At 69.5% G+C, this 23,004-nt stretch carries 18 protein-coding genes; 10 read left to right on the top strand and 8 right to left on the bottom strand.

Translation table 11 applies throughout. The features are described 5' to 3' along the window. The first annotated feature begins 8 nt into the window (after nt 1–8). A complete protein-coding gene (locus NVV32_RS07000) occupies nt 9–1,313 on the top strand; it encodes an alpha/beta fold hydrolase (RefSeq protein ID WP_422392017.1) in 1,305 nt (434 codons plus the stop codon). Nucleotides 1,314–1,533: 220 nt separating this feature from the next. On the opposite strand, the gene NVV32_RS06995 is transcribed toward NVV32_RS07000, so the two are convergent. From NVV32_RS06995 to coaE, 3 genes are all read right to left on the bottom strand, one after another. Beyond that, the gene (locus tag NVV32_RS06995) at nt 1,534–2,616 is read right to left on the bottom strand and encodes a TerC family protein (protein ID WP_422391807.1); all 1,083 of its coding nucleotides are present in this window, start codon (nt 2,614–2,616) and stop codon (nt 1,534–1,536) included. A 315-nt stretch (nt 2,617–2,931) separates the two neighbouring features. Next, complete coding sequence (uvrB, locus tag NVV32_RS06990; protein ID WP_422391806.1) at nt 2,932–5,007, bottom strand: excinuclease ABC subunit UvrB; 2,076 nt, start codon at nt 5,005–5,007, stop codon at nt 2,932–2,934. Nucleotides 5,008–5,139: 132 nt separating this feature from the next. Continuing rightward, complete coding sequence (gene coaE, locus NVV32_RS06985) at nt 5,140–6,141, bottom strand: dephospho-CoA kinase (RefSeq protein WP_422391805.1); 1,002 nt, start codon at nt 6,139–6,141, stop codon at nt 5,140–5,142. A gap of 141 nt (nt 6,142–6,282) precedes the next feature. Here coaE and NVV32_RS06980 point away from each other — a divergent pair, with 141 nt between their 5' ends. After that, the gene (locus NVV32_RS06980) at nt 6,283–7,998 is read left to right on the top strand and encodes a RecQ family ATP-dependent DNA helicase (protein WP_422391804.1); all 1,716 of its coding nucleotides are present in this window, start codon (nt 6,283–6,285) and stop codon (nt 7,996–7,998) included. Nucleotides 7,999–8,124: 126 nt separating this feature from the next. Here NVV32_RS06980 and NVV32_RS06975 read toward each other — a convergent pair whose 3' ends face one another. Beyond that, nucleotides 8,125–8,463, bottom strand: a complete 339-nt coding sequence (locus NVV32_RS06975; protein ID WP_055771672.1) for a hypothetical protein — start codon at nt 8,461–8,463, stop codon at nt 8,125–8,127. 236 nt (nt 8,464–8,699) lie between these two features. Between NVV32_RS06975 and NVV32_RS06970 the strand changes: the two genes are divergently transcribed. From NVV32_RS06970 to NVV32_RS06960, 3 genes are read left to right on the top strand one after another with little or no spacing between them, the layout of a single operon-like run. Next, complete coding sequence (locus NVV32_RS06970) at nt 8,700–9,413, top strand: GAF and ANTAR domain-containing protein (RefSeq protein ID WP_422391803.1); 714 nt, start codon at nt 8,700–8,702, stop codon at nt 9,411–9,413. Nucleotides 9,414–9,423: 10 nt separating this feature from the next. Next, on the top strand, nt 9,424–9,828 hold the full coding sequence (locus NVV32_RS06965; RefSeq protein WP_321166898.1) for a hypothetical protein: 405 nt from the start codon (nt 9,424–9,426) through the stop codon (nt 9,826–9,828). A 34-nt stretch (nt 9,829–9,862) separates the two neighbouring features. Then, nucleotides 9,863–11,050: a class I SAM-dependent methyltransferase gene (locus tag NVV32_RS06960; RefSeq protein WP_422391802.1), complete on the top strand. Its 1,188-nt coding sequence runs from the start codon at nt 9,863–9,865 to the stop codon at nt 11,048–11,050. Nucleotides 11,051–11,158: 108 nt separating this feature from the next. On the opposite strand, the gene rpsA is transcribed toward NVV32_RS06960, so the two are convergent. From rpsA to polA, 3 genes are all read right to left on the bottom strand, one after another. After that, entirely contained in the window at nt 11,159–12,631 is a 1,473-nt protein-coding gene (gene rpsA / locus NVV32_RS06955; RefSeq protein WP_055771683.1) for a 30S ribosomal protein S1, read from the bottom strand. 294 nt (nt 12,632–12,925) lie between these two features. After that, on the bottom strand, nt 12,926–14,224 hold the full coding sequence (locus NVV32_RS06950) for a GNAT family N-acetyltransferase (RefSeq protein ID WP_422391801.1): 1,299 nt from the start codon (nt 14,222–14,224) through the stop codon (nt 12,926–12,928). A 58-nt stretch (nt 14,225–14,282) separates the two neighbouring features. Continuing rightward, nucleotides 14,283–16,931, bottom strand: a complete 2,649-nt coding sequence (gene polA, locus NVV32_RS06945) for a DNA polymerase I (RefSeq protein ID WP_055772303.1) — start codon at nt 16,929–16,931, stop codon at nt 14,283–14,285. 172 nt (nt 16,932–17,103) lie between these two features. Here polA and NVV32_RS06940 point away from each other — a divergent pair, with 172 nt between their 5' ends. From NVV32_RS06940 to NVV32_RS06920, 5 genes are all read left to right on the top strand, one after another. After that, a complete protein-coding gene (locus NVV32_RS06940) occupies nt 17,104–17,592 on the top strand; it encodes a hotdog fold thioesterase (protein WP_082471536.1) in 489 nt (162 codons plus the stop codon). 157 nt (nt 17,593–17,749) lie between these two features. Then, complete coding sequence (locus NVV32_RS06935) at nt 17,750–20,437, top strand: bifunctional lysylphosphatidylglycerol flippase/synthetase MprF (RefSeq protein ID WP_422391800.1); 2,688 nt, start codon at nt 17,750–17,752, stop codon at nt 20,435–20,437. A 2-nt stretch (nt 20,438–20,439) separates the two neighbouring features. After that, on the top strand, nt 20,440–21,735 hold the full coding sequence (locus NVV32_RS06930; RefSeq protein WP_422391799.1) for an alpha/beta hydrolase-fold protein: 1,296 nt from the start codon (nt 20,440–20,442) through the stop codon (nt 21,733–21,735). Between the two features lie 144 nt (nt 21,736–21,879). Further along, nucleotides 21,880–22,059: a hypothetical protein gene (locus NVV32_RS06925; RefSeq protein WP_055771699.1), complete on the top strand. Its 180-nt coding sequence runs from the start codon at nt 21,880–21,882 to the stop codon at nt 22,057–22,059. Beyond that, nucleotides 22,059–22,550 (top strand): hypothetical protein, encoded by a 492-nt coding sequence (locus NVV32_RS06920; RefSeq protein ID WP_422391798.1) that lies wholly within the window; start codon nt 22,059–22,061, stop codon nt 22,548–22,550. The genes NVV32_RS06925 and NVV32_RS06920 overlap by 1 nt, the downstream gene beginning before the upstream one ends. A 35-nt stretch (nt 22,551–22,585) precedes the next feature. On the opposite strand, the gene NVV32_RS06915 is transcribed toward NVV32_RS06920, so the two are convergent. Next, nucleotides 22,586–22,969 (bottom strand): response regulator transcription factor, encoded by a 384-nt coding sequence (locus NVV32_RS06915; protein ID WP_152814638.1) that lies wholly within the window; start codon nt 22,967–22,969, stop codon nt 22,586–22,588. Nucleotides 22,970–23,004: the final 35 nt, after the last annotated feature.

Here is a 23,004-nt window from a genome sequence, read left to right as displayed (position 1 = left end):
ACGCCCCGATGGACGCAGCGGACCACACCACCGGACCGACGCTGGTGATGAGGGGCCTCCGCGCAACCGGTCACGTCTTCACCGTGCCGCTGGACCACGCAGACCCGGCCTCCCCGACCATCGAGGTCTTCGCCCGGGAATACTCGTCGCTGGACCACGACGACCCGGACGCCGCCCGGCTCCCCTGGCTGCTCTTCCTGCAGGGTGGACCGGGCGGACGCGGTGTGCGGACCACGCAGCTCTCGGGCTGGATGAAGGCCGCGGCGAAGGACTTCCGCATCCTCATGCTCGACCAGCGGGGCACCGGCCTGTCGACCCCCGCCGACGCCGCGACGCTCGGCGGCTTCCGGACTCCGGCGGAGCAGGCAGACTACCTCACCCATTTCCGGGCGGATTCGATCGTGGCGGACGCGGAACTGATCCGCCGCGCGCTCGGCAGCGGCCCGTGGACGGTCTTCGGCCAGAGCTACGGGGGCTTCTGCACCCTCACCTATCTCTCCCTCGCGCCCGAGGGGATGGAGCGGGCGATCATCACGGGCGGCCTCGCTCCCCTGTCCGGGCCCGCCGACGACGTCTACCGCGCCACGTTCGCGCGGGTGGAGGAGCGCAACCGCGAGTACTTCGCCTGGTATCCCGAGGACCGAGACCTGGTGACGCGCATCGCCCGCCACCTGGACGGCGTCGAGGAGGTCCTCCCCAGCGGGGAACGCCTCACCGTGCGGCGCTTCCAGATGATCGGGGCCTTCCTCGGCGGCAACACCCGGGTGCACGCACTGCACTACCTGCTCGAGGACGCGTTCGTCGAGATCGACGGACGGCCCCGGCTCTCCGCCGTGTTCCTCGAGCAGGTCCACGCCGTGGTGAGCCGGGCATCGCAGCCGCTCTACGCCGTGCTGCACGAGTCCATCTACTGCCAGGGCGCCTCGTCCGCCTGGGCCGCCGAGCGGGTCCTCGGAGCACATCCGCAGTTCCTCCCCGACGCCGCGGAGGTCCTCCTCACCGGCGAGATGGTCTACCCCTGGTACTTCGAGGAGGACCCTGCCCTCCGCGCGCTCCGCCCCGTCGCGGAACTCCTCGCCGTCAAGGAGGACTGGGGGCGACTGTACGACGCCGACGTCCTCGCCACGAACACCGTGCCTGCCGCCGCCGCCGTGTACCGGCACGACATCTACGTGGACCGGGACCTGTCCCTGCGGACCGCCGCGGCCGTCCGCAGCCTCGAGGTCTGGGAGACGGACGAGTTCCACCACGACGGCATTGCCGACGACGGCGAGGCGATCTTCACCCGCCTGCTGGGCATGACCCGGAGGTAGCCCCCGCCCGTGCCCGTGTCCCGGGGCGTCGATGCCGTCCGGCGTCGCGTGGCGCCTCCGGTGGCGGTCCGGGTCCTGCCTGTGCCGCGCAGCGGGACGCAGAAGGACCCCCGTGCGTGGCGGCACGGGGGTCCTTCGTCAGGTCGGGTGTGGAGTGGCCGGCACGTCCGGGCCGCCGCACGAGGACAGGACGCGGACAGGACCGGAACGATTCCGCCTGCTAGCGGCGGGTGTCCTTCGCTCCGGCGTCGCCCGCCGCATGGTCCAGATCCTCGTCGACGACGGGGGCCTCGGCGACCTCACCCTTCTCATCTGCGCGCGCCGCCGAATTCTCCGTCACACGGGAGCGGATGAGACTGGCGACGACGGCGATGACGATGGTCGCGATGATGACGGCCAGCGACACGAAGGTGGGGATCTCGGGCGCCCACTCGATGTGCTCGCCGCCGTTGATGAAAGGCAGCTCGTTCACGTGCATCGCGTGCAGGACGAGCTTCACACCGATGAACGCGAGGATCACGGACAGCGCGTGCTTGAGGTAGATGAGACGTGTCATCAGGCCGCCCAGCAGGAAGTAGAGCTGACGGAGCCCCATCAGGGCGAAGATGTTGGCCGTGAACACGATGAACGCGCTCTGCGTGAGACCGAAGATGGCGGGGATGGAATCGACCGCGAAGAGGAGGTCCGTGAGGCCGATGGTGACGAACACGATCAGCATCGGCGTGAAGACCTTCTTGCCGTCGACGACGGTGCGGATCTTGTTGCCGTCGTAGGACTCGGACATCGGCAGGACCGACTTCAGCTTGGAGATGAGCTTGTTGTCCCCTGCGTGCTCCTCGTCCTCGCCCGAGTCGGTCGCCTGCTTGTAGGCGGTGTAGAGGAGGAAGGCGCCGAAGATGTAGAAGATCCAGCTGAAGTTCTCGATCACGGCCGCGCCCAGGGCGATGAAGATGCCGCGCAGGATCAGCGCGATGATGATGCCCACCATCAGCACTTCCTGCTGGTACTTCCTGGGGACCGAGAACCTGGCCATGATGATGATGAACACGAACAGGTTGTCGATGCTGAGGCTGTACTCCGTGACCCAGCCGGCGACGAACTGCCCCCCGTACTCCGGACCTGTGAAGACGAACATCAGTGCCGCGAACACGAGCGCGAGGCCCACGTAGAAGGCGACCCACAGGCCGGCTTCCTTCATCGAGGGCTCGTGCGGGCGCTTGACGACGAGCAGCAGGTCGAACAGCAGGATGATGCCGAGGACGACGAACGTGCCGACCTCGAACGCGAGGGGCAATGTGGGCATGGAGTACCTTCCGGGGGTGCAGTGACGTGCCGTAAGTCTCTCCGCCGCGGCATGCTGCCGACCGACCGCTACGCCCGGCGGAGCAACGATGCTCAGCGTGTTGACGTCCGTAGCGCGTGGGATACTCCCTTACGTCCGGCCAATCCTACCCGCGGCGCAGGAATACCGGGGCATGGGCACCTCGAGCCTTGACATCGACTCGGCGGGGCCACCTCATGGGCCACCGCGGACGATGCACGACGGCGACCGGCTCGCCGACCGGTATCGGGACAGGACGGGACCCGGACCGCGCGACGACGTCCGCGATGCCGCCGGTCAGGCGTGACCGGCCGACTGCATCTGTCGCAGCTCCTTCTTGAGGTCGCCGATCTCGTCCCTCAGGCGACCGGCGAGCTCGAACTGCAACTCACCGGCAGCCGCATGCATCTGGTCGGTCAGCTGCTGGATGAGATCGGTCAGGTCCTCCGCCGGCACCGAGGCGAGCCCGTCGTGCCGCCCTGCGCCCTTCTTCGGCTTCCGGCTCTTCCCGGCCTCCTCGAGCAGCGCGCGCGTATCGGCGTCCTCCCGGTTGATGGTGTCGGTGATGTCGGCGATCCGCTTCCGGAGAGGCGTCGGGTCGATACCGTGCTCGAGGTTGTGCGCCACCTGGATGGCCCGGCGCCGATTGGTCTCGTCGATTGCCCGGTCCATCGAGTCCGTGATGCGGTCGGCGTACATGTGGACCTCGCCGGACACGTTGCGGGCTGCACGCCCGATGGTCTGGATGAGCGACGTGGTGCTCCTGAGGAAGCCCTCCTTGTCCGCATCCAGGATGCTGACCAGGGAGACCTCCGGCAGGTCGAGACCCTCCCGGAGGAGGTTGATGCCGACGAGGACATCGAAGGTCCCCATGCGGAGTTCGCGCAGGAGCTCGACGCGCCGCAGGGTGTCGACGTCCGAGTGCAGGTACTCCACCTTCACGCCGTGTTCCAGCAGGTAGCCCGTGAGGTCCTCCGCCATGCGCTTCGTGAGCGTGGTGACGAGGACGCGCTCGTTGATCTCCGTACGCTTGCGGATCTCCCCGAGGAGGTCGTCGATCTGGCCCTTGGTCGGCTTGACGACCACCTCGGGATCGATCAGGCCCGTGGGCCGGATGATCTGCTGGACGAAACCGTCCGCCTTGCCGAGCTCGTACTTGCCCGGGGTCGCCGACAGGTAGACGGTCTGTCCGATCCGGTCGAGGAACTCGTCCCACTTGAGCGGCCGGTTGTCCATCGCCGAGGGGAGCCGGAACCCGTGGTCCACGAGTGTCCGCTTGCGGGAGGAGTCGCCCTCGTACATGGCGCCGATCTGCGGGATGGTGACGTGCGACTCGTCGACGACGAGCAGGAAGTCATCGGGGAAGTAGTCGAGGAGGCAGTGCGGCGCGGAAGCCGGATCGCGCCCGTCGATGTGGCGCGAGTAGTTCTCGATGCCGTTGCAGAACCCCATCTGCTGCATCATCTCGAGGTCGTAGGTCACGCGCATGCGGAGCCGCTGGGCCTCGACGAGCTTGTTCTGCGACTCGAACTCGGCCAGCCGCACCTGCAGCTCGTCCTCGATGTCCTTGATGGCGCGCGTCATGCGGTCCTGGCCCGCGACGTAGTGCGAGGCGGGGAAGACGTACATCTCCTCCTCCTCACGGATCACGTTGCCCGTGAGGGGATCGAGCGTGTAGATGTTCTCCACCTCGTCGCCGAAGAACTCGATCCGCAGGGCGTGCTCCTCGTACATGGGGATGATCTCGACGGTGTCCCCGCGCACCCGGAAGGTCCCCCGGTGGAAGTCCATGTCGTTGCGGGTGTACTGCATGCCGACGAACTGACGCAGCAGCTCGTCACGGTTCATCTGGTCGCCACGACGGAGCGTGACCATCTTGTTGATGTACTCCTCGGGGGTACCGAGGCCGTAGATGCAGGACACGGTGGCGACGACGATCACGTCGCGCCTCGTGAGCAGGGCGTTGGTGGCCGAGTGCCGGAGGCGTTCCACCTCCTCGTTGATGGAGGAGTCCTTCTCGATGAACGTGTCCGTCTGCGGGACGTAGGCCTCGGGCTGGTAGTAGTCGTAGTACGAGACGAAGTACTCCACCGCATTGTTGGGCAGCAGCTCCCGGAACTCGTTGGCCAGCTGCGCGGCGAGGGTCTTGTTCTGCACCATGACCAGGGTGGGGCGCTGGACCTGCTCGATCAGCCACGCCGTCGTGGCACTCTTGCCGGTACCGGTGGCTCCGAGCAGCACCACGTCCTTCTCACCGGCGTTGATGCGTTCCGCCAGTTCCTTGATCGCCGTGGGCTGGTCACCCGCCGGCTGGTACTCACTGATGACCTCGAAGGGCGCGACCACACGCTTGATATCCTGCGCAAGACTCATGCGTCAACGGTATCGCCTGACGGTGACACTTCTCCCCCGTTTTCCTGCGGGCTGAACGCGGCTCGGCAGCCATCTGCGGCCTTCCCGTCCGAAGCCCGCCCGCGCGGTGCCGAACGCGACCGAAAGAGGGCCTCACGACTCTTCGGGGAGCAGTCCAGCGTCCACGGGCAGCACGGTCACGGTGACGTCGAGCGCCGGATCCGCCGACCGGTGGACGACCGTGTCCGTGCCTGACCGGTGGACCCCGGCGTCGGAGCCCCGGGGCACCTCCGTCCGCGGGAAGCCCGCCGCCGCCAGGGCAGCGGACACGGCAGGCAGGTCCTCCCCGCATCCCGGCCGTACGAGCACCTCCGCGACGACGACGTCGGACCCGGGGCCGGGCTCGACGGCGACGCCGGCAGGGAGGGCGGCGGTGAGTTTCGCCGCCACCCGCCGGGCGAGGCCGTGCGTCCCCGCGAGGCCCGCGGGGTCGTCGGCACCGTGGGGCTCCGGCGCGGCGGGAGGGCGGGTACCGGCCGGTCGGCCGTGCAGGACGTTCGCCGCGAACGGGACGATCCTGACGTCCCAGAGGGCCCGAGTCGAGGTGAGGAGTTCCGCCAGCGAGCCGTCATTGACGAGGACGGCGTCCGCGGCGGCTCGTCGCTCGGCGCGTGGAGCCTGAACCGCGATCCGCTGCTCGGCGTCCTCGCGGTCCATCCCACGCCGCTCGATCATCCGGGTGATCCGCACCTCGTCCGGGGCGTCGACGACCAGGACGAGGTGGAAGCGCGCGGCCTGGTGCGTCTCGACGAGGAGCGGGATGTCCTCCACGACCACCGCGTCGGCCGGCGAATCGTCGATCAGCCGGGCGGCCTCCGCGCGCACCCGGGGATGGATGATCCGGTTCAGCGTCTCGCGCGCAGCGCTGTCGCCGAAGACGAGCCGTCCCAGCGCCGGCCGGTCCAGGGCGCCGTCCGGCCCGAGCACGTCCGTGCCGAACGTCCGGACGACCTCGTCGAAGCCTGGCATGCCCGGCTCCACGACGGCCCGTGCCAGCAGGTCGGCATCGATCACCACCGCTCCCAGGCGTCCGAGTTCCGTGGCCACCGCGGACTTCCCCGCGGCGATGCCTCCTGTCAGACCGATGCGCAGCATGAGCACACCCTAGCCCGTCGCACGCCCCCTCCGTCGTCCGGTCGAGACCCTCTGTCAAGGGTCTCCTCGCAACTCACCCGACCCGGGGAAATGTCGTTACCCGTGAATACGCTCAGTGGACTTACTTTCTCGAGGAGGACCGTGTCGATCACGCTGCAGGACCTTCAGCACACCGCTGCTTCCACCTTCGGCTGGGACGATCTGCGGTCCGGCCAGGAGCATGCCATGGAGGCAGTCCTCGAGGACCACAGCATCCTCTGCGTCATGCCGACGGGCTCCGGCAAATCCGCCATCTACCAGGTTCCGGCCATGGCGCTGCCGGGCGTCGCCGTCGTCATCTCACCCCTCATCGCGCTGCAGCACGATCAGGCCGAGGCCATCAACGCCCATGCAGGCTCGCCGCGGGCCCGTGTCATCAACTCCGCCCTGCGGAAGCGCGAGCTCGAGGCCGCGTGGGAGGCAGCGGCCGACGACGACGAGCGGACGCGCGCCAAGTTCCTCTTCCTCGCACCCGAGCAGGTCGCGCGGGACGAGGTCGTGGCGCGGCTGCGGTCACTCGACGTCTCCCTCGTGGTCGTGGACGAGGCGCACTGCGTGTCCTCGTGGGGCCATGACTTCCGCCCCGACTACCTGCAGCTCGGCCATTTGGTGCGGGACCTCGGAGCGCCCGTGGTCGCGTTGACCGCGACCGCGTCGCGCCCCGTGCAGAAGGAGATCGTCGAACGTCTGCATCTGAAGGACCCGACGATCCTCGTCGAGGGCTTCGACCGTCCGAACCTGCACCTCGAGGTGGTGCACCACGTCGAGGACGCGGAGAAGCACGACGCCGTCCGCGGCCAGGTGCTCGGGCTCACCGGACCCGGCCTCGTCTATGTCGCCACCAAGAAGGCGGCGGACCGGCTCGTCGCCGAACTCCAGGAGCGGGGCCGCAACGCCGACGCCTACCACGCAGGGCGGAGCAAGAAGGACCGTGCGTCGGTGCACGAAGGGTTCCTCGACGGTCGCGTCGACGTCGTCGTCGCCACGACCGCCTTCGGCATGGGCATCGACAAGCCCGACGTCCGCTTCGTGGTGCACGCAGACATCTCGGACTCCCTGGACAGCTACTACCAGGAGATCGGTCGCGGCGGCCGCGACGGGCTCGATGCCGGGGCCATCCTCCACTACCGGCCCGAGGACCTCTCGCTCCGTCGGTTCTTCGCCGCGAAGACCGCGCATCGCACCCAGCTCGGGGACCTGTTCCGGCTCATCTCGGCGCAGGGGAAGCCCGTGAAGATGAAGAAGCTCAAGGACCTCACCGGTCTCTCCTCCCGCAAGCTCACGGGCCTGCTCAACCTCCTGGCCGCTTCGGGGTGCGTGACCGACGGAGTGAAGGGGTACCGGGCCCGGACGATGAGCGCCGGGGAGGCCGTCGACCGCGCAGTGGAGCAGGCAGCGAACCGGGAGCGGATCGACCGGTCGCGGATCGACATGGCCCGCCGCTACGCCGAGACGAAAGGGTGCCGCCGACAGTTCCTCCTGTCCTATTTCGGCGAGGAGTTCCCGAAGACCTGCGGTGCGTGTGACAACTGCGAGCGGAGAGCCGAATCGGGCACGCCGGCCGGGACGCAGGAAGCATCCCCGAACGGCACTCCGGCGGGCAGTGCCGACGGCAGCGCAGAGGAGACGCCGGACCACCATGACATCCCTTTCGCGGTCGACACGGCGGTGGAACACCCCGAGTGGGGGCGGGGCTCCGTGATGGGATACGAGGACGGGATCGTCACTGTCCTGTTCGAGACGGTCGGCTACAAGACACTCTCCCTCGCGCTCATCGAGGAGAAGGACCTGCTGACAGGCGTGGCGACCGCCGACTAGGCCAGATGGAGCGTCGGAGGACCCGAACGCGGGAGAGACCGAGAACGGAACGGCCCGCCCCGGCGACGGCAGGCTCGAGGGGACGGCCGGCTCGGGGGGACGGCCCTTCGATCGGACGTACCCGTGTCACCTCGGCTGCGCCGGGTTGGTCGGATCCCCCTGCGACGGCGGGTTGGTGGGCGGACCGGATGTCGCAGGGCTGACCGGCGACCCGCCGGCCGTGCTCTCCATTTCCGGCATCGACGTGGCGGCCCCTTCCGAGAGTTCGGCACCGCTCAACACGGCGTCGAGCCTGTGCTGCAGCACCACCTTCACCGGAAGCCGGTCCCCGTGAGCCTCCTCGTAGTCGATCAGCGCCTGCAGGCCACCCGCGTCGAGGCCCGTGATGCGGGTGGGAAGGGTAGCGATCGGGATGTGGTCGTAGTCGGTCAGGGGCAGTGCATGGTGGTCTGCTGATCCGCTCACGTCGACTCCTCGGGGTATCGGTAAGCATGCTGGGTCATTCCACCCTAGGGACGGCCGATCGAGGGGTGCAAGCACCCTGCCGCCTGCCCGCCACTGGACCGGGAGCAATCCTCCGGTGTACGCGGGCGGCTGTCTGCCCCGGATCCGGGACACGATCGACCATGGCCAAGGGGCGGCGCTGTGTATCCTGATACTTTGTATCCGATCAGAACCACTCTGTTGCCGAGGCTGGAATCTTGACGTCACCGATGGAAGAACTGACCGTGGTCTTCGCCCGGCTCAAGGGTCTCCTCCTGACCGAGCTGAAGGCCGGACAGGCGGTCGAGGACCTCGCCGAGGCCGTGAAGAAATCGGTCCCCGGATCACTCGGCGCCGGAGTCTCACTCATCGACGATCAGGGCCGCAGACGCAGTACGGGGTACACCGACGACGTCGTGGCCGCCGCCGACGCCCTGCAGTACGAGCTGGGACAGGGTCCCTGCCTCACCGCCTGGGCGGCGGAGTCGACGGTGCAGATCGATGACGTGCAGCAGGACGACCGCTGGCCGCTCTGGAGCGAAGCGGTCGCCGGCCTCCCCCTCCGCTCCACCCTCAGCACCGCACTCATCCACGACGGGAAGAGCATCGGCGCGTTGAAGGTGTATTCGCCCCTGCCGTCGGCCTTCTCGACCCAGGACCGCAAGCAGCTCATGCTGCTCGCCTCCCCCGCGGCAACGCTCCTCGGCAGCGCCCAGCCGGACACCGCGGCCGGCACGGTGAGCAGCGCCCTCCGTGAGGCCCTGAACACCAGGGACGTCATCCTCACGGCACGGGGCATCCTCATGGAGCGGTACGGACTGAACCCCGAAGCATCGATGAGGCGCATGCTGGACGAGGCGTCCGCCGCGAAGACCGATGTGAGGACCGTCGCCCTCACCGTGATCGACGGCACTGCCGGTAGCTCGCACTAAGGCGAAGCCCGTGGAGAACCATCCAGATCACGAATATCAGCGGATCCACCTCCTCAGGGCCATCCGGCATGCCCAGATCGACGCCAGTGAACTGTGGCTGCACTACTTCGGGCTCGGCGGGGATGCCGGCGAGTACGAGGTGGAGGCCTACCTGCACGGTTCCTTCACGCTTCCTCCGCTGCAGCGGGACCTGCTCGCCCACGCCGCCAACGAACTGATCGATCGGCTCCCACCACCTCCGCGCGCACCATACAGCACCGACCCCGCGGGGAAGGACCAGGACCTGCCGGACCAGGGACCGTCCGGCCCGGACAGGGCTTCCCCTGACGGCACGTCGCTCGACTGGCTCTTCGACGACCGGCGTGGGGACAACGAACCGGACGGCGGAGCCGGTCGCAGTCCCGGCACGCCCTGATGGGAGGGTCGGGCGTCCGAAGACGGGCTCTACGATGGACCGGGTGAACCCCTTCGATCCCGACCTGCTGCGACGACGCCCCGATCTCGAAGCCCCGGAGCTGGTCGCCGTGGACGCGGCGGACCGCCTGCTGCTCGACGTCGCAGCGGACACCCTGCGACGCACCGACGGCGGGATCGCGACGATCGGGGATTCCTACGGAGCGGTGACCCTGGGAGCCGCGGACCTCACGGGACGGATTGACCTGCGGTCCTTCCAGGACGGCATCGTCCATGAGCGGGCCCTCGCCTGCAATGCGGCGGAGCAGGGGCTGCACAGCGCCTACCGCTCCTATCCCCTCTCCCCCGAACTCCTCGACGGCGTCTCGACGGTACTGCTTCGGTTGCCCCGTGCACTCGACGAACTGGACGAACTGGCGTGGACGATCGCTGCCCACGCCCGGCCGGACGTCCAGGTGTTCGCCGCCGGCCGCCTCAAGCACATGTCCCTCTCGATGAACGCCGTCCTGGCTCGCTACTTCGGATCCGTCACCGCGAGCCTGGCGCGGCAGAAGTCGAGGGTCCTGGTCGCCCGGGAGCCGCTGGACGTCCCCCCCGCCGCCTTCCCCCGACGCTCCGGGCACGACGTCGGCCTCGACCGACCGCTCGAACTCCGCGCCTTCGGCGCCACCTTCGGCGGCGCCGCGCTCGATCCCGGTACGCGACTGCTCCTCCCTCACCTGCAGGGCATCTCCGTCGGCAGGTCCGTGTCCGACGGCATCGGCGGGCCGGTGGAGGAAGAGGTGATCGACCTCGGCTGCGGCAATGGTGCGGTCTCCGCCTATCTTGCGCTCAGCCGGCCCGACCTCCGCCTGCACGCCAGTGACCAGTCGGCGTCGGCGGTCGGCTCCACGCGCGCGACCGCTGCGGCCAACGGGGTCGCGGACCGCGTGGCGGTCAGCAGGGATGATGCCCTCTCGGCCCTACCGGATGCCTCCGCGCGCGTGATCGTTCTCAACCCGCCGTTCCACAGCGGGAGCACGGTCCATGAGGGCATTGCACACCGCCTCTTCGACGCGTGCGCGAGGGTACTGACGGAGGGCGGCGAGCTCTGGACGGTGTGGAACAGTCATCTCCGGTACCGGCCGGTCCTCGAACGCACCATCGGCCCCACGCGGCAGCTCGACCGGACCAACCGCTTCACCGTGACCGTCTCGACCAGGAGGGAGCGGCCCCACGAGTGATCGAGGTGCCGGCCTGTAAGGACGGAAGACCTCCCCTACGGCCCCCGACATGCACGAAGGCCCCCATCCGATGGATGGGGGCCTTTGTGTTAGCCGTGAACCGGTGGCTTACGCTCCGGTCAGCTTCTCGCGGAGTGCCGCGAGTGCCTCGTCGGACGCGAGCGTCCCCGAACCGGAGTCGGTGACGACGGGCTCGGACGAGTAGCTGGTCGAGTTGGACTCGACCGGCTCGTTCGCCGCGGCGGCGTCGTCGGACGCGTGCTGGACGACCTGCTTCTTGTGGGCTTCCCAGCGGGACTGCGCCTCGGCGTACTGGGCTTCCCAGGCCGCGCGCTGCGTCTCGTAGCCCTCGAGCCATTCGTTCGACTCGGGGTCGAAGCCCTCGGGGTACTTGTAGTTGCCCTCGTCGTCGTACTCGGCGGCCATGCCGTAGAGCGCGGGATCGAACTCGGTGCTGTCGGCGTCGACGCCCTCGTTCGCCTGCTTGAGGCTGAGCGAGATGCGGCGGCGCTCCAGGTCGATGTCGATGACCTTGACGAAGAGCTCGTCGCCGACGGAGACGACCTGCTCGGCGAGTTCCACGTGGCGGACGGCGAGCTCCGAGATGTGCACGAGGCCTTCGATGCCGTCCTCGACGCGGACGAACGCGCCGAAGGGAACGAGCTTCGTGACCTTGCCCGGGACGACCTGGCCCAGGGCGTGCGTGCGGGCGAAGGTCTGCCAGGGATCTTCCTGCGTGGCCTTCAGCGACAGGGAGACGCGCTCGCGATCGAGATCGACCTCGAGCACCTCGACCGTGACCTCCTGGCCGACCTCGACGACCTCGGACGGGTGGTCGATGTGCTTCCAGGACAGCTCCGAGACGTGGACGAGGCCGTCGACGCCGCCGAGGTCCACGAAGGCACCGAAGTTGACGATCGAGGAGACGACGCCCGGACGGACCTGGCCCTTCTCGAGCTTGTTGAGGAACGTGGAGCGGACCTCGGACTGCGTCTGCTCGAGCCACGCACGACGCGACAGCACGACGTTGTTGCGGTTCTTGTCGAGCTCGATGATCTTCGCTTCGATCTGCTGGCCGATGTACGGAGCCAGATCGCGGACGCGACGCATCTCGACGAGCGACGCGGGCAGGAAGCCGCGCAGGCCGATGTCCAGGATGAGGCCACCCTTGACCACCTCGATGACGGTACCGGTGACGACACCGTCCTCTTCCTTGACCTTCTCGATGTCGCCCCAGGCGCGCTCGTACTGAGCCCGCTTCTTGGAGAGGATCAGTCGGCCTTCTTTGTCTTCCTTGGTGAGCACCAGGGCTTCGACCTGATCGCCCACGGAGACGACGTCCCCGGGGTCGACGTCGTGCTTGATGGACAGCTCGCGGGAAGGAATGACACCCTCGGTCTTATAACCGATGTCGAGCAGGACCTCGTCGCGATCGACCTTGACGACCGTACCCTCGACGAGATCTCCGTCGTTGAAGTACTTGATGGTCGCGTCGATAGCTGCGAGGAAGTCCTCAGCGGTGCCGATGTCGTTGATAGCGACCTGCGGGGCACCTTGCTTCTCGGTGGTGGTGATGGTCATGTAGTTGGGACTCCGTTGTGGATGATGACGTGCTCCGGTCATGGTGAACACCGCGGTTCCAGCCATGCCGGAAGCGGGTTCCCCTGTCCGGATGTGGACGAAAGGGACAGAACCTCGAGAGGTTCGACAGTGGTAGTGCCCTGCGGAGGACATCGGTCTGCACCGGGACCCGCCAGAGCGCACTACGCGCCTGTCCAGTCTAGCCTCGGCCCCCAACACCGTCAAAGCAGCCGGGTCGCGGCGAGCCGCCCGGACGGGGCCCTGCCAAACCCGGTCCGGCGCTCACCTTCGAAGCTAGAAGTGCGTGATGCAGTAGGGCTCCTGCGCCAGCCCGAACAGGACATCCAGCCGCTCGACCTCGGCCGCGCCGGCAGTGAGGCCACCGGCCGCCGCGAGGGTCGAGGCCTGGACTCCACCGAGGTAGAGCGATCCGAGGGCGTTGACCGTGAGCGTGACGTCGGCGGCGGTACCGTCGTCGACGGTGTGCACCTGCGCGACGCCGTCCGTCACCGCCAGCGCGAAGGTGCCGTGTGCGAGGCCGAGATCGTCCTGCACCTCGAGGACGATGCTCCCGCTGCCGCGGTAGGACCGCGCTCCGAGCGCCGCGGGGACGTCGAGCAGGCGGACCCAGAGGACGTCGTCCGTGCCCTTGACGGCGTAGCAGCGGCGGTCGCGCAGCGCCCACGGGAGGGGGTCGTCGCGCCGGGCCTCGTCCCAGGTGACCACCTGGATGAGGTCGAGCGATCCCAGGTAGCGCCACAGTTCCAGATAGGCCGACGGGGTGCCGGCGACGAGGTCCAGGACCTTCAGGGTGCGCGGCGACGTCTCCCAGCCCGCGAAGCGGTAGGTCACATAGCCCGCGGGCGTACCCTCGGCGTCGTAGTGGACCGCCATCCGGACGGCTCGGTCCTCGACGGGCCGCTCGCGTCCCCAGTCGCCGGAGGCCCGCCGCGCATAGGCGTACTGTCGGCCCACGGATCCGAAGGTCGACGCCTGGAAGCCGGCGAACACCTCCCCGGCAAGGCGCACCGCGTGCTCGCGGGCCACGAGGGTCGTGGTGCCGGTGGCCGGAGCGGTCACCTCGAAGCGCTCCCGCACGTCCACCTCGATGCTCTGCGTGAACGTCGCTGCCCCGAACCCGAAGCGGCCGTAGATGGTCGCCTCCGACGCGGTGAGGATCGCAAGGGGAAGGCCACGGTCCTTCGCCTCACGCAGGTCGCGCGTCATCATGGACCGCAGGATGCCCCGGCGGCGGTGGCTCGCCCGGACGGTCACCGCAGTGATCTGGTGGACCTCGATCTGGGCCGAGCCGACGTTCAGGGGGTGGACCATGGTGCCATAGGTGCCCACCGGATGGTCGGCCCCGAGCGCTTCGGCCGGCTGGGCGTCGTCGTGGACACCCCACAGCACGCGACCGTCGGCCTGGTACGCCTCGAGGAAGCGCGGGATGTCCTCAGGATCGAAGGTGCCGTCGTGGAAACCGATGCCTTCGGCGTTCAGCCAGGTCGCGAAACGTCCCGTCGCCGAGGTGTCCTCGTCGGGATCGGGCGTGAAGATGCGGGTCTGGAGGGCAGGTGTCGTGTCGTGGCTCACAAGGACCACCCTAGCCCGGCGACCGCGTGCCGGTCCCCCGTCGTCGCCCTGAGCGCAACTAGTGTGCGGCGTCGTGCCAGCTGGCGCCCGTGCCCACCGAGACGTCGAGCGGGACGGAGAGATCGGCCGCCGACCCCATCTGCTCGCGCACGAGTGCCTCGACCTCCGCGGCCTCGCCCGCCGCGATCTCGAGGACGAGTTCGTCGTGCACCTGCAGCAGCATCCTCGACGCGAGTCCGCGCCGGGTGAGGGCCTCGTCCACCCCGAGCATCGCCTTCTTGATGATGTCCGCGGCGGAGCCCTGGATGGGCGCGTTGAGGGCCGCGCGCTCGGCCATCTCCCGCAGCTGGCGGTTGTCGCTGGAGAGATCCGGGAGATACCGGCGGCGTCCCTCGATCGTGGAGGTGAAGCCGTCCTTGCGTGCCTGCTCCACGATGCCGCGCAGGTAGTCGCGGACGGCACCGAAGCGCTCGAAGTAGTCGCGCATCAGGGTGCGCGCCTCGTCGACGGAGATGTTCAGCTGCTTCGACAGGCCGAAGGAACTGAGGCCGTACACCAGGCCATAGGACATCGCCTTGACCTTCGACCGCATCGCGTTGGTCACCTCCTCGGGGGCCACGCCGAAGATGTGCGAACCGACGAAGCGGTGGAGGTCCTCGCCCTCCTGGAAGGCGGCGATCAGCCCCTCGTCGCCGGAGAGGTGCGCCATGATCCGCATCTCGATCTGCGAGTAGTCCGCAGTCATCAGGCTCTCGAACTTCTCGCCGTTCCGTCCCTGCCCGACGACGAACACCTCGCGGATCCGCCGCCCCTCGTCCGAGCGCACCGGGATGTTCTGCAGGTTCGGGTTCGTCGAGGACAGCCGGCCCGTCGCCGCGATCGTCTGGAGGTAGGTGGTGTGGATGCGGCCGTCGTCGTCCACGGCTTTCCGCAGGCCCTCGACCGTCTGGCGCAGCTTCATCGCGTCGCGGTAGGCGAGCAGCTGCGTGAGGAACGGGTGCCCGGTCTTGACGATCAGATCGGTCAGTGCATCCGCGTCCGTGGAGTACCCGGTCTTGATCTTCTTGGTCTTCGGGAGCTCGAGCTCCTCGAACAGGACCGCCTGGAGCTGCTTCGGGGAACCGAGGTTGATCTCCTTGCCGATGATCCGGTAGGCCTCGGCCCCGGCCGCGCTGATGGTGGTGGAGAAGTCGTCGTAGAGCCGGTCCAGGCCCTCGACCGAGACGGCCACGCCGGTGAGCTCCATCCGGGCGAGGACCTCCGCGAGCGGGAGCTCGAGTCCGCCGAGCAGCTGGTTGGCCCCGCGCTCCACGAGCTGGCCGGCGAAGTGCTCGCTCAGCTGGAGTGCCGCGTAGGCCGCGACGACGGCGGGCGAGGCGACGTCGTTGCCGCCGAGGTCCAGTGCCTGCTGGCCCGAGGAATCGCTCGCGGCCGCCGTGATCGAGAGCCGGAGGTGGTACTGGGCCAGATCGGCCAGCTCGTAGCTGCGGCGGTCCGGCTGGATCAGGTACCCGGAGATCGCCGTGTCGTCGACCTCGCCGGCCAGCGCGAACCCGCGCGCGTGCAGCAGCTTCGCGACCGTCTTGTAGTCGTGCACGATCTTCGGTGCGTCCGTGGCGGCCAACCAGGCTCCGAGGACCTGCTCCGCCTCGGCGTCGAGCTGCTCGAGCGGGATGAACGCGGCCTGCAGGGAGGTCACGACCGCGATCCCCACGACGTCCGTGGCGCCGGCCGTCGTCTCGGTGGCCAGGGAGAGGGAGGCCTGCGCCTGGTTGGTCGACGCGAACCAGTGCGTCAGCGCTGCAGCGTCCTCGAGCATCACGTGGGCCGGGGCGCTCTGCTCCTCCCCCTCCTCCTCGGACTCCTCCTCGCCGAAGAGATCGAAGAGGCGCTTGCGCAGGGTGTTGAACTGGAGCGAGTCGAAGAGATCCTCGACGGCGGAGCGGTCGGGGTGCTGGGACACCATCGCGTCGAGGTCCACCGGCAGCTCGAGGTCGGTGAGCAGGCGGTTCAGGCGGCGGTTGCGCTTCACGTCCTCGATGTTGGCGCGCAGCGAGTCGCCGACCTTGCCGCCGATCTTGTCCAGGTTCTCCAGGATGCCCTCGAGGCCGCCGTAGAGCTTGATCCACTTGGCGGCCGTCTTCGGACCGACCCCCGGTACGCCCGGCAGATTGTCGGCGCTCTCTCCGACCAGCGCCGCGAGGTCCGAGTACTGGTGGGGCGGAACGAAGTACTTCTCCTCGATGGCCTGTGCGTCCATCTGCGGGATGTTCGTGACGCCCTGCTTCGGGTAGAGCACGGTCACGCGGTCGTTGACGAGCTGGAAGGCGTCCCGGTCGCCGCTGACCACCTGCACGTCCCAGTCCGCCGCGGCCGCCTGGTAGGCCAGCGTCGCCAGGATGTCGTCCGCCTCGTAGCCGTCGAGCGAGATGGTGGGGATCCGCATGGCCTCCATGACCTTGATGATGAGATCCACCTGCCCGTGGAATTCCTCGGGCGTCTTGGATCGGCCGCCCTTGTACTCCGTGTACTCCTCCGAGCGGAAGGTCGGGGTGTCGAGGTCGAAGGCCACGCAGACGTGGCTCGGCTTCTGGTCCTTGATGAGGTTGATGAGCATCGCGGTGAAGCCGTAGACCGCGTTGGTGTGCTGCCCGGTGTCGGTGGAGAAGTTCTCCGGCGGCAGTGCGTAGAAGGCGCGGAAGGCCATCGAGTGACCGTCGATCACCAGCAGCCTGTTGCGCGAGCCGTCGCTCCGCCGAGCCGACGCCTGCCCGCCGGCCGGTGCCACGGCGCCGTCCGGAGTGCCCTCGGCGGGTGGCGTCATGGTCAGGGTGGCAGCAGGTTTGGTCGTTTCACTCACAGGTGCCAGCCTAGTTGCCATGACAGACAACCGCACCCGACCCGACGCCGTCCAGCAGCCCACGGAGGAGCGCCTGGCCGAGCTCACCGCCGCAGGGATCCCGCCCGAGATGCACGGCTGGCTCGGCCGGTACGGAGTGGGCGCACTGACCGTGAAGATGGGCATCGTCTTCCAGGAGATGAGCGCCGAGCGGATGGTCGCCACCATGCCCGTCGAGGGGAACCAGCAGGTCGCCGGCATCCTCCACGGCGGGGCACACGTGGTGCTGGCCGAGACGCTGGGGTCCTTCGCCGCCGCCCTGCACGCGGGCCCAGGTCGGCAGGCGGTCGGGATCGAGGTCGGGGCCACGCATCACCGCAGCATCGATTCCGGCACGGTGACCGGCACGGCGACGGCGATCCATCTCGGGCGGACGCTCACCACCCACGAGGTCGTCATGACCGACGAGCAGGGCAGGCGTCTGTCCACGGCCCGCATCACCAACATGATCAGGGACGCGCGCGGTTGAGCCCCACCGCATCCCGGCCCGCCCCTCCTTCTGTCCAGCGGACGGACACCGTCCGCCCAGAGAACAGTCAGCCGATGCTCGGATACTGACTGCGGCCGGCCGGGGTGGGACGCCCCGGGGCGTCCGCCCCGGGGACACGTCGCCGGCGGGACGAGGGATGATGGCGGACACACAGCAGGGGCTGCGACCAGAGCCGGGATCGGTTCCGTGGCAGATCACGGCGACGCTCCGGTCCGCGTGGCACAGCTCGGTACGGACGGCCCGCAGGGCACCCCTCGCGCTGTCGGCCCTCGCCGCCGTCTGGCTCCTCGCCCTCGGCACGGGTGCACTGCCCGCCGGACCGCCCGCCGGGCTCGCGCCGTCCGTCCTCTTCTCCCCCCGCACCTCGGAGCAGCACCCCCTCTCCCTGCTGCTGTCCCTGGTCTGGGCGCCGGATCTTCCCGCCTACCTCGGAGCGACGGCGGCGACTGCCGCCCTCGGCATCCTCGCCGAGACCCGGCTCGGGACGCGGCGCTTCGCCCTCGCCGTCGTCGTCACCCACCTCGCGGCGCTGATCGGCGCCCTGGTGCTCGGTACCGCCGTCGCACCCCTCTTCCCCCGCTGGTCGGCAGCGTTCGGCACTGCATCGCTCGGCGGTCCGACGCTCGGGATGCTCGGTGCCATGCTGGCCGCCACCGCGGGGATGGGGCCCCTCTGGCGGCGGCGGCTGAGGATCATGGGCGTCCTCCTGCCGTTGACGCTCGTCCTCTACAACGGCGCGCTGATGTCCGTCGCGCTCCTGCTCGCAGCCCTCGCGGGTCTGGCTGCCGGGCCGCTCCTCCTGGGGCGCCACGCGCACCGACCGGCTGCGCCGTCCATCCGTGAGTCGCGTGTCCTGGTTGCGCTCGTCTGCGCCGCCGCCGCCGTCGGGCCCGCGCTCGCCGCCCTCTCGCCGCATGCGACCGGGCCGTTCGCGGTCCTCGGGATCCTCTTCACCTCCGTGGAGGGCGCCACGCCCGACGCCGTCCGAGCGGCCTGCGAGCCCGGCGGCGTGGTGCGGCGCTGCGCCGAGGCGCAACTGCAGGCACGGGCCGGTGCAGGGGGCCTCGTGATGTCCTGCCTCCCGACGGTCCTCCTGCTCGTCCTCGCCGACGGCCTGAGACGCGGCCGGCGCTTCGCGTGGGCCGGGACGATCGTGGTGCAGCTGGCCCTGGCGCTGCTGTCGGTCCACACCTTCCTCACCTTCCTGCGGCACCGCGCGGACGGTGAGCTCGCGACGCTCCTGGCGGGCGCACGCCCGGAACGGATCATCGCCGACCTCGTGGTGCCGGCGCTGCAGCCCGTGGTGATCGTCGTGCTCCTGGTCCTCGTCCGGCGCCTCTTCGTGCTTCGCGCGGCTCCCGGCACCTACCGCACCATCGGGCTTCACACGGCCGGCGCCCTCGTCGGTTCCGGCACCCTCTACGTGGGGCTCGGACTGGTGGTCGCGCGCCAGTTCAGCCCGGGGGCCACGCTGCCCACGCTCCTCGCCGACTTCCCGCAGCGGCTGCTGCCGATCGCCGCGACGCTGCACGTCTACCCCGGGTTCCTGCCCTCGGACAGCGCGGCGATCATCCTCTACGAGTGGATCGGGATCGCCTTCTGGGCTGTGGTCGCCGGACTCCTGCTCCGCTCCTTCCGGTCGGTCCGGCGCACCGGGGACGACGCCGACCGCGATCGCGCACGTAGCATCGCCTCGGTGGAGGGCCGCGGCTCCATGACCTGGATGGGCCTCTGGCCGGGCAACTCCTACTGGTTCGACGGGTCCTCCTACGTGCCCTACCGGGTGATCTCCGGCGTCGCACTGACCCTCGCGGGTCCGGTGGGACCGGCCGCCGACACCGGACGAGCACTGCGCGGGTTCTCGGAGTACTGCCACACGCAGGGCTGGATCCCCTGCTTGTACTCGGTCACCGGCAAGGTGGCGGACCTGCTGCCGCGTGGGTACCGGCGCCTGCAGGTCGCGGAGGAGACGGTCCTGGACCTCGACGGGCTCGCCTTCACCGGCAAGCGGTTCCAGGACGTCCGCACCGCCCTGAACCAGGCCAGGAAGAACGGCGTGCACAACGAGTGGGTCGATCCCGTGCAGACCCCGGCGGCGATCCTCGACCAGGTGCGCAGCATCTCCGAGGAATGGGTGGCGGACAAGTCGTTGCCGGAGATGGGCTTCACCCTCGGCGGGATCGACGAGCTCCGCGACCCCGCCGTGCGCTGTTCCGTCATCATCGACGACGGACGGACGGTCCACGCCGTGGCGTCCTGGCTGCCCATCCACGACGGCGGACGGGTGACCGGGTGGACGCTCGACTTCATGCGCCGGCGCGGCTCCGGCTTCAAGCACAGCATCGAGGTGCTGATCGCGCAGGCCGCGCTGGACCTGCAGGCGGAGGGCTGTACCGAGCTCAGCCTCTCCGGTGCTCCCCTCGCCCGGTCGGGGTCGAAGGACGCCGACGGCGACCCGGGCGACGCCCTCGACCGGATGCTCGGCGTCGTCAGCCGCACCCTCGAGCCGGTCTACGGCTTCCGTTCCCTCTTCGCCTTCAAGGCCAAGTTCGGCCCGCGCTACGTCCCGCTGTACCTGTGCTTCGAGGACCCGGCCACGCTGCCGGCGATCGGGCAGGCCATCACGCGTGCCTATGCGCCCGACGTCGGCGCGGCGGACGTGTGGCGGCTCCTCGTCACAGGGCCGCGACGCACGGGCCGGACCGCACCCGGGCCGGCGCCGGCCTCCCTGCCCGTCCGCGCATCCGGTCCCGCACCCGCACCCGCACCGCCCCTCCGCGAGCGCGACCCGTCCCCCACCCGCTCCGGCGGACCGAAGGAGTAGCCATGGACCCGCTCGAGTGGGACCTCATCGACGGGCCCGCGCCCGCCGTCCTCGCCGCCCTGGGCGGACTGGCCCTCCTGTGGCTCGTGGCGGGCCGCCGGCGGCACCTGGTTCGCGCCGTCGTCCCGGCCGCACTGATCGGCGCGGTGGGGGGTGTCGCGGTCTGGTTCGTGACCGAGGAAGTCCTCAACATCTGGGGGGCGCCACAGCCCCCCTGGTTCTACCTGCTGGGCGGCACGGCGATCGCGGCGGTCCTGCTCGGCGCGACGGGGCTCCGCACCCGCCGGCGGTGGTGGCAGCGCGTGCTGACCGTCGTCGCTCCCGTCCTGGTCCTCGTGGCGGTCGCCGTGAGCATCAACGCCTACTACGGTTCCTTTCCCACCCTGCAGGCGGTAACCGGCGGTGCGGACGTTCCCCGCCTGGAGTCCGTCCGCACTCCCGAGGGCTCCGGTCCGTTGACCACCATCGACGACTGGGAGCCACCGGCCGACATGCCCTCCACGGGGACCATCTCGGTGACGACGATCCCCGGGACGGTCTCGGGAGTGGAGGCCGGTGACGCCTACGTCTACCTGCCGCCGGCGTATCTTGCGTCCACGCCGGCCCACCTGCCGGTCCTCGTCCTCATCCATGGCGACCCCGGCGGGCCCGAGGACTGGATCACGGGCGGTCGGCTTCCCGCGGTGATGGACGCGTACGCCGCGGCGCACAAGGGCCTGGCCCCGATCGTGATCCTCCCTGATGGCTCTGCCAGCACCGGTCCCACGCCGTCACTGTGCCTGGACAGCAACTACGGCAAGGCCGGGACCTATCTGTCCACGGACGTCCCCGCATGGGTGAAGTCCACGCTGAAGGCGGGCACCCATGCAGCTACGGACTGGGCGATCGGGGGATTCTCCTACGGCGGGACCTGCTCGCTGACCCTGGCGGCAGGACACCCGTCCGTGTACCCGACCTTCCTCGACATCTCCGGCGAGGACGAGCCCACCATCGAGGCGGGCCGCGACGCGCTGATCGCGAACTACTTCTCCGGTGACGCGGCGGCCTTCGAGGCCCAGGATGCCCTGGACGTCGTCACGACGACTCCCCTGCCCGGCACCGCGGGGATCATCACGGTCGGTGCCGATGACAGCTTCTACAGGCCGCAGGGCGAGAAGGTCGCGGCGGCCCTGACGTCGGCGGGCGTCGACGTCCAGCTGCAGACCGTGCCCGGCGGTCACACGTGGGAGGCCTGGAATGCCGGCCTGCAGAACAACCTCAACTGGCTCATGCAGCGGGCCGGCGTCCTGGCCGGGTAGGAACCACGGTGCCGGAAAGCAAGTCCGCCCTGTGACCCCCGGGATGGTTGCCCGGGCTCCCCGGCTCTTCCTACCGTGGAGGGAGGGCCGGTCCCCGATGACCGTCCTGCCAGAGCACAGAACAGCACCCGGACGGAGCCTCCCATGGCAGACAAGCATCACAGGACCATCGCCGCCCTCCTCGCCGCGAGCACGCTCTTCCTGGGCGGCTGCGACCTCGGCACCAAGGACAGCGACAACTCCGGGACGGACACCGGAAACTACGACGACAACAACGGCATCGACACCGACCTCGGCGACGATGCCCGCGGGAACGACAACTAGTGGCGGAGCGCGCGGCGGCCCTCGGCCGGGCGGCTCTCCGCGGTGCCGCGGCAGGCCTGCTGGGGACCGCGGCCATGACCGCCGGAGAACTCCTGGAGCAGCGCGTCACCGGCCGGCCGGACTCCCACGTCCCCGCGCGTACGCTGCGTCTGCTGTTGCGCCGGCCCACCGGCCAGGCGGCGCAGTACCCGGGGTGGAACCACGCGATGCACTGGCTCACCGGTGCCGCGCTCGGCGCGGTGCGTGGCATATGGTCCGTCACGGGGATCCGTGGTCCGTCGGCGACAGCCGCTCACACCGTGCTGCGCCTCGCCTTCGACCAGACACTCGAGAACGCGACCGGGGCGGGCGCCGCTCCGTCGCTCTGGCCCTCCGGCGAGAAGACCGTCGACTACCTCCACAAGAGCGTGTACTCGGTGGTCACGGGTGCGGCGTCCGACGCGCTGAACCCGCCCGCACCCGTGAGCCGAGCCGGCGTGCGCTCGCACTGACGCAGGACCCACCCATCGGCACCTGCCGACATGGGTCAGGCGTCGGCGGTGGCTGTCCCCTCCTGGATGTGCCGTCGCAGCTCGGCGGGCCGGAAGGGCTTGCGGAGGTAGCGGTCCGCCCCGGACTCGAATCCCCGCTTCTCGTCCGAGGGATCCGCGCGCGCCGTCAGCATGACGATGAAGGTTCCCGAGAACCGACGGATGCGCTGCGCGACCTCGAAGCCGTCGATGTCGGGCAGGCCGACGTCGAGCGTCACGACGTCCGGCATCAGGCGCCGCACCATCTCGACCCCGGCGAGTCCCGCCGGCGCGGTGTGCACGCGGAAACCGGATCCGGTCAGCACGGTGTGCAGGAGATCCCGGACGTCGTCATCGTCCTCGATGACGACGGCAGTGCGGGCGCGGTCGGTACTCGGCATGCCGCAAGTTTACTCCGGGGCGTTTCCGCCGTGGC

The sequence above is a fragment of the Arthrobacter sp. N1 genome (assembly GCF_048288285.1).
In the GTDB taxonomy this organism is placed as follows: domain Bacteria; phylum Actinomycetota; class Actinomycetes; order Actinomycetales; family Micrococcaceae; genus Arthrobacter_D.
This window is presented reverse-complemented; position numbering and strand designations above follow the sequence as displayed.